This is a genomic window from Haloferax sp. s1 (assembly GCF_058382125.1).
Genome location: NZ_JBZRPK010000665.1, coordinates 1 through 13,208 on the forward strand (window position 1 = coordinate 1; position 13,208 = coordinate 13,208).

Annotated in this window: 14 protein-coding genes; 2 read left to right on the forward strand and 12 right to left on the reverse strand. The window is 63.4% G+C overall.

Going from position 1 to position 13,208, the window contains the following annotated elements:
* Window positions 1–606 (forward strand): DNA polymerase Y family protein (locus QT222_RS15845; protein ID WP_491477712.1); only part of this gene is annotated, 606 nt, incomplete at its 5' end.
* Here the strand turns inward: QT222_RS15845 and QT222_RS15850 are convergent.
* Window positions 579–2,432, reverse strand: coding sequence for a PAS domain-containing sensor histidine kinase (locus tag QT222_RS15850; RefSeq protein ID WP_491477713.1), 1,854 nt, complete (start codon window positions 2,430–2,432; stop codon window positions 579–581). The two genes, QT222_RS15845 and QT222_RS15850, sit on opposite strands and share 28 nt — an antisense overlap.
* A gap of 87 nt (window positions 2,433–2,519) precedes the next feature.
* On the opposite strand from QT222_RS15850, the gene QT222_RS15855 reads away from it, so the two are divergent.
* Window positions 2,520–4,289: an ATP-binding protein gene (locus QT222_RS15855; protein WP_491477714.1), complete on the forward strand. Its 1,770-nt coding sequence runs from the start codon at window positions 2,520–2,522 to the stop codon at window positions 4,287–4,289.
* 93 nt (window positions 4,290–4,382) lie between these two features.
* On the opposite strand, the gene tpiA is transcribed toward QT222_RS15855, so the two are convergent.
* The 11 genes from tpiA to QT222_RS15910 all read right to left on the reverse strand — a co-directional run bounded on the left by tpiA (window position 4,383) and on the right by QT222_RS15910 (window position 12,952).
* Window positions 4,383–5,027 (reverse strand): triose-phosphate isomerase, encoded by a 645-nt coding sequence (gene tpiA / locus QT222_RS15860; protein WP_491477715.1) that lies wholly within the window; start codon window positions 5,025–5,027, stop codon window positions 4,383–4,385.
* A 132-nt stretch (window positions 5,028–5,159) separates the two neighbouring features.
* A complete protein-coding gene (locus QT222_RS15865) occupies window positions 5,160–5,684 on the reverse strand; it encodes a multiprotein bridging factor aMBF1 (RefSeq protein ID WP_014732281.1) in 525 nt (174 codons plus the stop codon).
* 75 nt (window positions 5,685–5,759) lie between these two features.
* The gene (locus QT222_RS15870) at window positions 5,760–6,197 is read right to left on the reverse strand and encodes a hypothetical protein (protein WP_491477716.1); all 438 of its coding nucleotides are present in this window, start codon (window positions 6,195–6,197) and stop codon (window positions 5,760–5,762) included.
* 35 nt (window positions 6,198–6,232) lie between these two features.
* A complete protein-coding gene (locus tag QT222_RS15875; RefSeq protein WP_004057166.1) occupies window positions 6,233–6,835 on the reverse strand; it encodes a CDP-alcohol phosphatidyltransferase family protein in 603 nt (200 codons plus the stop codon).
* Complete coding sequence (locus QT222_RS15880) at window positions 6,832–7,341, reverse strand: adenylate kinase family protein (protein ID WP_004057168.1); 510 nt, start codon at window positions 7,339–7,341, stop codon at window positions 6,832–6,834. Before QT222_RS15880 ends, QT222_RS15875 begins: the two co-directional genes overlap by 4 nt.
* Window positions 7,338–8,423 (reverse strand): histidinol-phosphate transaminase, encoded by a 1,086-nt coding sequence (gene hisC / locus QT222_RS15885; protein WP_491477717.1) that lies wholly within the window; start codon window positions 8,421–8,423, stop codon window positions 7,338–7,340. Before hisC ends, QT222_RS15880 begins: the two co-directional genes overlap by 4 nt.
* Window positions 8,424–8,471: 48 nt before the next feature.
* A complete protein-coding gene (locus QT222_RS15890) occupies window positions 8,472–9,425 on the reverse strand; it encodes an ABC transporter substrate-binding protein (RefSeq protein WP_491477718.1) in 954 nt (317 codons plus the stop codon).
* Between the two features lie 121 nt (window positions 9,426–9,546).
* Window positions 9,547–11,139, reverse strand: coding sequence for a GMC family oxidoreductase (locus QT222_RS15895; RefSeq protein ID WP_491477719.1), 1,593 nt, complete (start codon window positions 11,137–11,139; stop codon window positions 9,547–9,549).
* Window positions 11,132–11,731 carry a gluconate 2-dehydrogenase subunit 3 family protein gene (locus QT222_RS15900; RefSeq protein ID WP_491477720.1) on the reverse strand — a complete coding sequence of 200 codons (600 nt, stop codon included), beginning with the start codon at window positions 11,729–11,731 and terminating at the stop codon, window positions 11,132–11,134. The genes QT222_RS15895 and QT222_RS15900 overlap by 8 nt, the downstream gene beginning before the upstream one ends.
* A 150-nt stretch (window positions 11,732–11,881) precedes the next feature.
* Complete coding sequence (locus tag QT222_RS15905) at window positions 11,882–12,139, reverse strand: hypothetical protein (protein WP_231512896.1); 258 nt, start codon at window positions 12,137–12,139, stop codon at window positions 11,882–11,884.
* Between the two features lie 81 nt (window positions 12,140–12,220).
* The gene (locus tag QT222_RS15910; RefSeq protein WP_491477721.1) at window positions 12,221–12,952 is read right to left on the reverse strand and encodes a fumarylacetoacetate hydrolase family protein; all 732 of its coding nucleotides are present in this window, start codon (window positions 12,950–12,952) and stop codon (window positions 12,221–12,223) included.
* Between the last annotated feature and the right edge of the window lie 256 nt (window positions 12,953–13,208).

Here is a 13,208-nt window from a genome sequence, read left to right on the forward strand (position 1 = left end):
GCCGATGCATCGGTGCTCGAATCCAACTTCGGGTCTCGGGGGCGCGAACTCCACGAGCGGGCGCGGGGCTACGACGACAGGGAAGTCACGCCGACGGGACGGCCGAAGAGTCCCTCCCGCGAATCCGCGTTTACCGACCCGACTGCCGACCCGTCCGACAAACAAGAGGTCGTCCGTGCTCTCGCGGCCGACGTGGCGGACCGTGCCCAGTCGCGCGGCGCGATGTACCGAACCATCGGCATCAAAGTAGTCGTCCCGCCGTTCGACATCAGCACCCGCGCACGCTCACTCTCCGGGCCCGTCGACGACCCGGACCTCGTCGAATCCGTCGCACTCGACCTGCTCGACGCCGAGTTCCGCGAGACGCGAGTACGAAAGCTCGGCGTTCGCGTCTCGAACCTCTCGTTTTCGGACGCCGACCAGTCGAGTCTCGACGGGTGGGAGTCGAGTCAGCCGACTCAGTCGGATAGTCGTGGCGGTGACCCGGACTCGAAGGAGTCCGACGAACACGCTCCTTCAGACGGTGGCGGGAAAACGGAGACAGAAAGGGAGACGAAGCAGTCACAGACGCGACGTGGTCAGTCGTCGCTCGTCGAGTTCGACTGAGCCGTTTCGGCCTGTGCAAGACCGTCTCTGGTCACGATTTCGATGCGTGCTCCGCCGCCGTTGGCAGTTCGAACCCTCGGGTTCCAGCCGTGTGCTTCGGCGATGTCCGCGACGATTGATAGTCCGTAGCCGGTTCCGTCCTCGTCTGTGCTGTAGCCTCGCTCGAACACGTGTTCTCGCGATTCTTCGGGGATTCCCGGTCCGTCGTCGATAACGGCGAACCCGACGTCATCTTGGAGTCGTCGGACGGTAATCGTCGGGCCAGTTGAACCGTGTTCGACAGCATTCCAAAACAGATTCTCCAGCAATCGGACGAGTCGGACTCGGTCGCAGTGTATGGTTCCAAGTCGGTCCGGCGTCTCCAGTGTCGCGTCGGTTTCGGTCGCATCGATACTCCGCCACGCTTCGACGACCGCTTCTTCGAGGTCCACGTTATCCCGTTCGAGGTCGCTGGCCCCGCCGCGGGCCATCGAGAGCACGTCGTCGACGATATCACCGATTCGTTCTAGCGCGTCCGCAACCGTGTCGAGTCGCTCGTTTTCTGTCTCCGTCTCCTCGCGGACGAGTTCGAGATTCCCCTGTGCGACGTTTAGGGGTCCTTTGAGGTCGTGTGAGACGATACTCGCGAACTCACCGAGTCGCTTGTTCTGCCGAATTATCTCCTGTTCCTGCCGTTTTCGTTCGGTGATGTCCAAGGTTGTCCCGATGATACCGACCACGTTCCCGTCGTCGTCGGTCCACGGGACTTTCGAAGTGAGGTTCCATCGGTCGAGGTCCGGAAGGTACTCCTCTTTGTCGATGATGGCCTCGTTGGTTTCGAGCACCCGACAATCATCCGCGAACGCCTGCTTGTGGTGTTCGAATTCGGGGAGCGTGCTCAGTTCGAGGTCGGTCTTTCCAACGAGGGCGTCGGGGTCGTCGACGAGTGCCGAACTCACGCGCACGTGTCGGGCCGCTTCGTCTTTCACGAACAGGTGGATTGGAACGCTTTCGAAAAGCGAGTCGAGAAGCGACTCTTTCTCGCGTAACTCCATTCTGCGATGGTGTTTTTCGGTCACATCGTAGACGTACCCCTCGACTGCGGCGACTTCCCCATCCTCCGTCACGCCCAATCCGTGCTCGCGGACCCACTTCGTCTCTCCAGTCCGTGTTTGAATTCGATAGGTGCGTTTGTACCGTTCGCCAGCCTCGACGGCGTCGACAATCTCGTTCCACCCGCCACCACGGTCGTTCGGATGGACGACATCACCTCCCCACGAGATGTCGCCGGATTCGAGTGCCTCACGCTCGTATCCAGTCAATTCCTGACACCCCTCGGAGACGAACGAAATCGGCCACCCCGGGTCGAGCGGTGACCGGTACGCCACGCCCGGCATCGCTTCGATGAGCGTCGAGAAGCGCCGGTCGGCTTCCTCGCGGGCGGCGAGTGCTCGGTGCTCACGGACCGCCCGCTCGACGCGATTTGCGAGCAAGAGCCACTGGTCGTCACCCGTGTTTTTCTGGACGTAGTCGGTGACGCCGGCGGAAATCGCGTCGCTTGCGACTTCTTCCGAGCCGTGACCGGTGAACAACACGAATGGGACATCGTACTGCTCGCGAACCGTTTCGAGCAGTTCGACGCCGGTCATTTCCGGCATCTGGTAGTCCGAGACGATGCAATCGACGCCGCCGGTCGCCAGTTGGTCGAGCACCGCAGTACCTCGCTCGTACGTCTCAACGTTGGCCCCCTCGATTCGACGTTCGAGATTGATGGCCACGAGTTGGGCGAGCGCCGGGTCGTCATCCACGTGCAGGATAGTGACGTGGTCGGTTTCCCCGTGCGTCATCGACCGGAACTAACGCTTATCCCGGATAAATCTTCGTTGTGGCAGAGGGGGAGGAACTATGACCCCCGAGACAGTCCACCAAATCGGATGACGGATTCGGACACGGAAACCATCTCGGTTGCCGAGATCAGCGACGGTCCAGGGGGAGAGGGCACGGAAGACCCGGGAACGACTGTCGACCTTCCGGTGGTCGATATTCTCACGGGACGAGGGTTCGTCACGGGGAAATCCGGGTCGGGCAAGTCGAACACGGCGTCGGTTATCATCGAAAACCTGCTGTCGTCGAATTTCCCGGTACTCATCGTCGACACCGACGGCGAGTACTACGGACTCAAACAGGAGTTCGAACTCCTGCACGCCGGGGCGGACGACGAGTGTGACATTCAAGTGAGTCCGGAACACGCCGAGCGACTCGCGACGCTCGCGCTCGAACAGAACGTCCCCATCATCCTCGACGTGTCCGGATACCTCGACGACGCGGCCGCTGACGAACTGGTGACGGAGGTTGCAAAGCACCTTTTTGCGAAAGAAAAGAAGCTCAAAAAACCGTTCTTGATGCTCATCGAGGAGTGCCACGAGTACATCCCGGAGAAGGGCGGGATGGACGAAGCGGGCAAGATGCTCATCAAAATCGGGAAGCGAGGCCGGAAACACGGCCTCGGCGTCGTCGGCATCTCGCAGCGACCCGCCGACGTGAAAAAAGACTTCATTACGCAGTGTGACTGGCTCGTCTGGCATCGGCTCACTTGGCGGAACGACACGAAAGTCGTCGGTCGAATCCTCGGCTCGGAGTACGCCGATGCCATCGAGGACATGGGCAACGGTGAGGGCTTTCTCGTCACCGACTGGTCCGAGTCGATTCGGCGCGTGCAGTTCCACAAGAAACAGACGTTCGACGCGGGGGCGACCCCCGGACTCGACGACTTCGAGCGTCCCGACCTGAAGTCCGTCGACGGCGACCTCGTTTCGGACCTCAAGGAGATATCCGACGAGAAGGCCCGCCAAGAGAGCCGAATCGCCGACCTCAGACAGGAGTTAGACAAGAAAGAGGCGAAGATTCGGCAACTCGAACGCGAGTTGGAGGAGGCACAGGACCTCTCGCGGATGGCCGACCAGTTCGCGCAGGCGATGTTCCAGAAGGCCGAAGCGCCCTACCGCGGCGGTGGCGGTCGAAATCTCAACCGACCCACGGAGAAACAGGCGGCGCTCGCAGAGTATGGAGAGGCCGACGCCGAGGCGGTGGACGAGCAAGCCGCCGCTGGCGACGCTGGCACTGACACGAACGAGAAGCGGCGCGCCGAGCGCGCCCCTCGGGCATCACTCGAAGCGCCCGACGGGCCGCCGTGGCCCACACACGGCTACGAGGTGCCGGAAGAGTCCGACGCAAATACGGAGTCTAATCCCGACGAGTCGTGGACAGAGACGACCGAGATGGGTGACTTCGAACCAGCGGACCTGCAACCGGCACCGGGTGCCGAAAACCGACGCGACGTGGTCGACCGGATGACGGCTATCGTGAATGCGCTCGGAGACGCACACCACGGGATGCTCGCACACTACCGCGAGCAAGGAATCTCCGACCCGCTGGCGGCACACGTCGCAGCGGGCGAGACCGGCGACCAGCATCTCGCGTACGGTCGCAATCGCTCGCTCCGACGAGCAGGGCTCATCCGCCACGCCGGGCGCGGCAAGTACGAGTACGCGCTTCCCGACCTCGTGAGCGACGAGTACGCGGACCTCTTGGACGCCGACGAACTCGCGGAGACGGTGGCGGCTATCGAAGCGGCGTTCGTCGGCGACGACGAAGGGGCGGAAGCGTACGCGGACGAACACGACGAAGCGGGCGACGAGGCGTAGGCGACGGTACGCGTCGATAGACACGTAGCTGACGTCAGCGTATCATTCGAATCGCCGCCAAAACGTCGAAAACGGGGTTTGATTCGCCGTCGCTTACAGCCCGGAGACGAGGTCTTCGAGGGCCGCACGCGGGTCGTCCGCCTTGGCGACACCGGATGCGAGGAGGATACCGGACGCGCCGAGTTCTTCAGCAGTCACCACGTCGTCACCGGTCGAGATACCGGCACCGCAGTACACGTCAACAGCGTCGTCAACGTTGGCCGCGGCGTCGACGGCGTCGGTGACGATGCCGGGGCCAGCGGTTGCGACGGAGACGTCGCCGCCGATGAGTTCCGGTGGTTCGACTGCGACCGAGTCCGGGCCGAGTGCGGAGACCGCGCCAATCTGGGCGGGATTGTTCGCACAGACGCACGTCTCCAGTCCGGCGCGCTCTGCGGCCTGTACGGAGCCGTCGATGTCGGCGAGTTTCAGACGCTTTTCGGAGTGGTTGATGAGCGTCCCCTCGGCACCGGCCTCTGCGACCGCTTCGGCGAGGGTGCTGCCGGTGTGACTGCCGTGACCGTTCGGGTCGACGTGCTGTGCCCACGTTTCGACGCCGGTGTCGGCGACGCGGGAGATATCGGCCGCCTGCGGCGAGACCGCGATTCGAACACCGGATTCTTCGGCGACATCGCGTGCAGCAGTCGCTACTTCGATGGGGTCACACGGGTACGCCTTGAGATTGACTAGGATGAACACAATCGAAGTCGCGTCCGGCGAGACTAATAAATTGGTTTTCCGGGCCGTGATTGCCACGAGACGGCGTCTCTCGGGTAGAAAATCGTGATAAACGTTGGATGAGTCGGACGCCGAGTGGTCGTCCGTGCGGTGTCAGTCTTTTCGCTTGACGACGTCGCCGAGGGTCGTCGTGGTGCTCCCATCGCTGGACCAGTCGGAGTCCTCGTCGCTTGCGCCCTCGACGAGCGTAATGTCGAGTTTGCGTTCGAGCTTCTTCCGGACGCCGTCCGGCGGGAGGATGTCGCCGCGTTCGAGTTTGCGGATGAGACTCGCCTTCTCGTTGAGCGACTTCGCAAGCTCTTCTCGGCTCTGGCCGCGCGATTCGCGCGCCTCGCGGATTCGGGCGTCGTAGTCGGTCGCAATCTCGTCCATGTCGTCGAACATGTCGCGGCGTCGGCGCGTCGACGACGAGGACGAAGACGAAGACGACCCAGAGGAACGGGACGCCTTCGAACTCGACGAGGAGGTAGAGTATTTCGTGCTCGCGCTGGAAGTCGATTCGGTGCGGACCTCCGTGCCGAACTCGGCGCAGTCGTCACATAGCTGCAGTTCTGCGCCTTCGACCTTCACCGTCTTCAACGAGGCTCGGTCGGAGCCGCACATCTCGCACTGAGGCATACCCTCACGTACCGGCCCGCTGCGTATAAAAGGCACGCCACCGGCCCCGCGAAAGAACGTGTGCCAGCGTTCGGCTCATTCGCGTCCGAGAAGAGTGTTCACGCGACGAGTCACCGGGCGCGTCACGAGTTGGTAGCCGCGTCGGTAGACCACGAGATACGAGACGGGAAGCAGCCCGAAGAACGCGCCGATGAGCCAGATGCCCTGCGTGTACGGGTCCGGTGGGAGCGTAGTCGCGCCGACGAGATACGACGCGGCACCTGCGAGGAGAACCGTAAGCGCACCCCGTTCGGTTCTCGTTGGCGGATGCCGTCGCGGATTGTTACTGGCAAAGAGGAGAAGGTAGGCAACCAACCCGATGGGAACGAACGCGGTAATCGCCCCGAGGACGTTCGGAAAGTTGTGTCCGCGAGCAGCGGCGTTCCGCGAAATCCAGAGCGATGTCGCCACGAGGACGACGAACGGAACGAACATGAACACTACATCGGACGGTGATGGGAGGGCGGAAGGCACACATCGACGCCCGCCGTGTCAAAAATTAGTCTTTTCTATGAGAGGTCGCTCCACGCGCCCCAGAATCGCTGGAGAGCGGTGAGGTGGCCGACGATTGCGAAGAACACGAGCAGCCAGCCGACGAGCGTGAATCCACCGAGTGGGTCGGTGTAGACGGCGGATGCGAGACCGGCAATGCCCATGAGCGCCAGTCGGTCGGCGCGCCCGACGAGTCCACCGTAGGCGCGGCCGAGGCCGACCGCCTGAATCTGCGTGCCGAGATAGGAAGTCATGAGAACGCCCGTGACGGCTGCGAGACCGAGTGCGAACGAGTCGATACCGGCCGCGAGACCGACGAGAACGACGATGTCGGCGTAGCGGTCCAGCACGTGGTCGAGCAGGTCGCCGGCTTTCGAGGAGACGCCCTGTTCGCGGGCGAGTGCGCCGTCGACGAGGTCGAGCCAGCCGTTGAGGAAGACGAACACCGCGCCGAGTCCGTACCAAAGCGGGTCGGCGAGTCCGAAGGCGGCCCCCGCCGCGATAGCGAAGCCGAAGGCGATGACGCTCACGCCGTTTGGCGAGAGTCCGGCGGTGTCGGCGGCCGAGACGAACGGGACGAGAAGCTTGTCTGCGGTGTCGCGGTATTGGTCGAGCGTCATAGATAGTCGATGAAGTCGACGGTTCCTGCGGACGGTTCGCGCTCACCCGCGACGACCGCCGCAATCTCGTCTGCGACGGCGTCGGGGTCGCGGTCGGTCGTATCTATCTCGTAGACGGCGTCCTCGCCGTGGAACTCGACCGCTTCGCCGAGGATTACGTCCAGCGCCTCCGACTCGCGGTTCTCACGCGCCTTGGCTTCGGGTTCGTCGCGGTCGAGCAGGCGAGATTCGAGGATGTCCGGGCGGCACCGAAGGACGACGACGCGGTCGGCGTCGAGGTGGTGTGCGAGATGGCTGTCGACGATTCCATCCCAGTCGCCGAGGTGGTCGCGCACGGCGTCGAGGTCGACGACGAGCGTGTCGCGGTCCTCGTCGCGTTCGGACCAGAGTCCTTCGTCTTTGACGAGTTGGTTGAGATGGATTACGTCGAGGTCGAGGTCGTCGGCGACGAGGTCTGTCGCCGTGGTCTTCCCGGTTCCGGGCGTTCCGGTGACGACGACTTTCACGCTGTCGGCACCTCCGAGACGACCTGATTGAGGACTTCGACGGCGCGTTTGGTCTGTGCTTCGGTGCCGCAGGAGATGCGGATGCACTCGGGGAGACCGAAACTCCCGCAGTCGCGGACGATGACGCCCTCTCGCTGGGCGGCTTGGGAGACGGCAGTTGCGTCACCGACTTCGGCAAGAACGAAGTTGCCGGCGCTCTCCCACGTTGGAACGTCGAGTTCGGTGCGGAGGTAGTCGCGTGCCCACTCGACGGATTCGACCGTCTTCTCGACGTGTTCTTCGTCTTCCAGCGCGGCGAGGGCCGCGCGGCAGGCCAGTTCGCTGGCCGCAAACGGCGTGTTCACGTGGGCGTAGGCGTCGGCCCATGCTTCGGGAACGCAGGCGTAGCCGATTCGAAGACCGGCGAGGCCGTACGCCTTCGAGAACGTTCGCATGACGGCGATGTTGTCGTACTCGGAGAGCAGGTCGATTGCGGATGGCTCGTCGGCGAACTCGCCGTAGGCCTCGTCGACGACGATGAGCGTGTGGTCGTCGACCGATTCCGCGAGTTCGACGAGTTCGTCTCTCGGGATGACCGAACCGCTCGGGTTGTGCGGCGTCGTGAGGTAGACCATTCGCTCGCCGTCGTAGGCGTCGAGCACGAGGTCGGCGGACTGCTCGAAGTCGTCGCCTTTCGACACCTCGTACTGGGCCGCGTCGCCGTGGTGGTAGCGGGCGCTCATCGAGTAGTACGAAAAGCCGGGCGACGGTTCCAGAATCTCGTCGTCGGGTTCGAGCATCGCGCGGGTCAGATAGTCGATAGACCCGTCGGCACCGGGCGAAACCCACACCTGCTCGGATTCGAGGTCCCACTTGTCGGCGAGAGCCTCGGTCAAATCGGTGTGTGCTGTCTTCGGGTAGACGCTCACGGTCGGCGCGGCGTCCTCGATGGCCTCGATAGCCTTCGGGCTCGGGCCGTGAGGGTTCTCGTTCGAGGAGAGTTTCGTCAGGTCCTCGGGGTCCATCCCGAGTTCGCGGGCGACCTCCTCTGTTCCGCGGCCGGGTACGTAGGGAGTGTGTGCGGAGAGGTCCCGTGGTTGCATGGTCGGAAGATGCGGGTCGCGGTTCTTAAGGATGCGTACTCTGGGTCACTATTGCTCTGTGTCGGAGACCGGACGGTACTGGTCGAACGACGGGTCTTCGTCGAGCGCGTCGGGGACGAAAAGCGTCGTCTCGCCGAAATCCCGGATTATCGACTGGCCTTCACGCCCGGTGAGATACCCCACGTAGGCCATCGCGAGCGGATAGTTCACCTCGTGCCGCGCCGGGTTCGTCGGAATGACGGCGTAGTCGTTCCGCAGCACGTCGGGGCCGCCGCCGAGCGGGCCTTCGACGAAGACGGCAAGAAGTGTCGAATCCGACATCACGCGGTAGGTTCCCCTATCGACGAGCGTATACGCCCCGCGCCGACTCGCCTGTCTGAGCGTGTCGCCCATGCCGTCGCCGGTCGCCTGATACCAGCGGCCGCTCCTGTCGGCGTCGGCGCGGTCCCACAGCGATTGCTCTTTGAGATGGGTTCCGGAGTCGTCACCGCGGGAGAGAAACAGCGCGTCCGCGTCGGCGATTCGCCGAAACGCAGCAATCGGGTCGTTGCCGACGGCGTCGATACCGGCGGGGTCGTCTTCGGGACCGACGACGAGGAAGTCGTTGTGCATCAGGTCGCGGCGGTTGATACCGTGTCCGGCTCGGAGGAACTCGTTTTCGGCGCTACGGGCGTGGGTGATAACCACGTCGGCATCGCCGTCGGCGGCGGTTCGAAGCGCCGCTCCGGTCCCCTGTACCAGCGTCTTGACGCGCACGCCGTACTCGTCTGCGAACCCCTCGTGGAGCGCGTCGAGAAGGCCCGTGTCGTAAGCCGTCGTCGCCGTGGCGAGCACGAGGCCGTCGCTGGTGCCGGTGCCCGCGGTCGTGTCTGTGGCCGTGTTCGAGTGGCTGGCCTCATCGACTTCAGATTCGTCCTCACCTGCATCGTCGCCGCTGAGACAACCTGCGGTACCGATAGCCCCGACCGCACCGATTGCCTGGATGTATCGCCGCCGCAGCATTGGTCTCCGTTTCTCAGCCGAAACGTAAATCACTCCGGTGTCGTTCTCAGATTGTTGTAATCGTATTCGATTACGGGGTGCACCGCAGAACCAGAGTTGGAAACGCGCTCTCGAATCGTCGTCACGCAACCCGCTGTCGAACCGAATCAGCAAGTCGAAGCGCGAGCGCCGCGATGGTGAGCGTCGGGTTCATCGCCCCACCGGTCGGGAACACGCTCGACCCCGAAATCCACAGATTTTGCAGGTCGTGTGTCCGACACTCAGCGTCGACGACGCTCGAATCTGGGTCATCTCCCATCCGCGTAGTTCCCATGTGGTGAAACGCCGGGCCGGTGTTGTCCGGGCCGACCGTCCACTCCACATCGACGCCGAGTTCGTCCATCACCGACGCTTGAATCTCGTTGGCCCGCTTGAGGGCGGCCTTCGTCTGGTCGTCCACCGACCAGTGAACGTCGGGAACGGGGTCACCCAAATCGTCGGTCGTCTCCCCGTCGAGACCGACGTAGTTGTCCTCGCGAGGGAACTGTTCTACGAGCGCGCCCATCGAAACGTGGGTTCCGTAATCCTCATCCAACTGCGCGAGCAACTCGTCGCCCCACGTATCGGCGTGGAGCGAGTCGATGACCGGCGACGGCCCGGCGTAGTTGAGAAATTCCAGTTTGACACCGTTGACCGGGTCGGTATCGTCGTAGAACTGGTGACACTCGCTGGTGTTGAAGCCGACGTGGTTCTGTCTGGTCGGTCGGTCGGGGCGGCCGCCCATTCCGGCGAAGAGGTGGTCCATGAAGTACCGGCCGACGAGTCCCGACGAGTTTGCGAGACCGTCGGGGTAGCGGTCGGACTCCGAGAGCAAGAGCAGTCGGACGTTTTCGACGCCACCGCAGGCGAGAACGAACTGTGCGGCCTTCTGTCGGTGATTTTGGCCGTCTGGGGTCGTGTAGGCGGCGGCGACGACGCGCTCGCCGGAGTCGTCGTGTTCGAGTCGGCGCACGCGCGCCCGGTCGATAACTCTCGCTCCTGCTGCTTCGGCTTTCTCGATGTGCGATTCGGCGGTGTACTTCGCGCCCGACGGGCAGACCGGTTTGCACGTCCCGAACCCGACGCAGGACGAGCGACCGTCGTACGGTTCGGAGTTGCGGGCGCTCGGCGCGGAGTGCATGTCGAGTTCGAGTCGTTTGCAGGCTTCGGCGAAGATGGAATCCGAGTGCGACGGCGGGAACGCAGGGAGTGGAAACGGGTCGTCCCGCGACGGCGCGTACGGATTGTCGACTGCGCCAGCAACGCCTAGTTCGCGCTCCGCCTCGGCGTAGTGGGGTTTGAGGTCGTCGTAGCCGATGGGCCAGTCGGCACCGACGCCGTGTCGGGAGTCGAGTTCGAAGTCGCGTTCGTGGAGTCGCATCACCATGCCCTGCCAGTGGAGCGTGGTCCCGCCGACGCCCTTCACGCGGGCGGCGTTCAGCGGATAGAACGACTCACCGGACGACGAGAACTCGTCGCGCGGGCCGCCCATCTCCCACGGGTTTCCGAGACCCGGGCGGATGTGTCGCTCCAGTTGTTCCCGTCGGTCGCCGTCGAACCGGGGTCCCGCTTCGAGAACGACGACGTTCGCCCCGGACTCGGCGAGTTGGTGAGCGACGATGCCGCCTGCGGGGCCAGCACCGACGATACACACATCCGCGTCGGCGACCGGCGCTCGGTCCGGTTCGTCAGCCATCGGTGTCCTCCCGACTCGCTTCGCTCGGCCTTTCGTCCATCGTCGCCCGCCGATAACTCTCGGTCCCGCCGGCGTGGCCGATTGGGTTCTCGATGCCGACGAGTCGGCCGCCGGCCGGCGAGGAGTAGAAGGCGTAGAGCAGTTCGTTCACGACGTGGAAGCGCAGTCGTTCGGAGACGTTCCCGTCGGGGACGGGGTCGGCGGCCGCCACGCCGAGTTCGCGCAGGAGACTGTCTCGGTCGTCGGCCGAGAGTTCGGAAAACGGAGCACCGTACCAGTCGCGGGCGACCTCGTCCAACTCGGTCACGGCCTCGACTATCGCGGCCCGCCGAGACTCGTCGGTTGCGCGCCCGACGACGTAGGTTTCGACGAACTCGTCGATACCCTCCGCCTGACTCGGATAGATGACTTCTGCGGCGGCGCTCATCGTCGCCAGTAGGTCGGCGTCCGTTTCGGGATGTTCACCGTCGTCAACCTCGCTATCGCCATCTGCATCGGCAGTCGGCGGGTCGAACTGGCTCACAGCGACGGCACCGCCGGTGATGCCGAGACCGGCGAGCACCGCGAGTGCGTCCCGTCGCGTCAGTCGCATTCGCCCGGTGTTAGGTGAGCCTAAACATATGGCTTGTCCTCCGCGGACGTTACCGTTGGACGACGAACACGACGGCAGGGTGGTGTTTCTCTGGGGATTGAAGAGGAGACAGCGACGGCGCGACCGAATACCTCGCTTCGGTCGAACCCGCTACGGTCGGTCATCTCCAGAGTGCGTTCGGTATCCCGTGTCAACACCATCTTCGATTCCCTCCAGAAAGAGCATCAATACCCAGTAGGCCACGACGATGACCGCCGCAAAGCCGATGACGCCCCAGATGAGGTTGTCCGTCGACAGTTGCCGTAGCGCTCCGAAGATGAATATTCCAACGACTGCAAGGAGACTCCCGAGTATCGCTCGATACAAAGACGACACGGACTGTTCCAATTTCGAATCTGGGGAGGACACACTAAATGATAACCTGGTGACTCTATTAAATTACCTCTTTGTGGAGTCGAACGACCCGTAAGACCCCCAAACGGGTATCGCTCAAACCTGCCGAACGTCGTGTTCGAGGACGCCGACGCCCTCGACTTCGACTTCGACGCGGTCGCCGTCTTCCAGCGGACCGACACCCTCCGGCGTGCCCGTCGAGATTACGTCGCCCGGTTCGAGCGTCATGTAGGTCGTGATTTCGGCGACGAGTTCCGGAATCGAGAAGATGAGATGTTCGATGTTGGAGTCCTGTCGGACCTCGCCGTTCACACGCAGCGAGATACTGGCATCGTCCGGAAGGTGTTCGGGGTCGGCGAGGACCGGACCGAGTGGGGCCGCGCCGTCGAACGCCTTGCCGCGGACCCAGTTGGTCTCGATATCTTGGTCGTCGCGGTTGGACACGTCGTTCATGATGGTGTAGCCCGCAACGACACCCTCGGCGTCCTCGGGGGCGACGTTCCGGCACTGCTCGCCGATGACGACGGCCAGTTCGGCCTCGTGTTCGACGTTTTCTTTTCCGGCGGGGAGGGTCACGGTGTCGCCGTGGCTGGCGACCGCGTTCGGCGGCTTGAGAAAGAGAAGCGGCCGGTCGGGAACCGTTTCGTCCCGCTCCTCGGCGTGTTTGGCGTAGTTGCGGCCGATGCCGACGATTTTCGTCGGTTCGCACGGCGGAAGCACGTCCACCTCGTCGAGGTTGTAGGTTTCACCGCCGAAGGAAACAGCGTCTCCGTGCCACTTCCCTTGCCGGACCGCACCGGCCGGGTCGCGGAATCGAACGTGGTGCATGGCCGACGGGTTGGGATGGGTCGTGATAGGTTTTTGCATCCCATTGCATCTGGCCGGTTTGCCGTGTTCGTGAGAGTCGGGTTTCGTGGCTTCCCGTGAATTGCGTATTCCGACGCCGTTACTCGAATTCGACACACAAAAACCCAGTCACACCACCGCCTCCGAGTACCTTTTTGTGTATTTCGCGCCTACCGTTGGCGTGCTATGGAACTCATCTGGCACGGTCATTCGACATGGCACGTCACAGTCGGAGAGA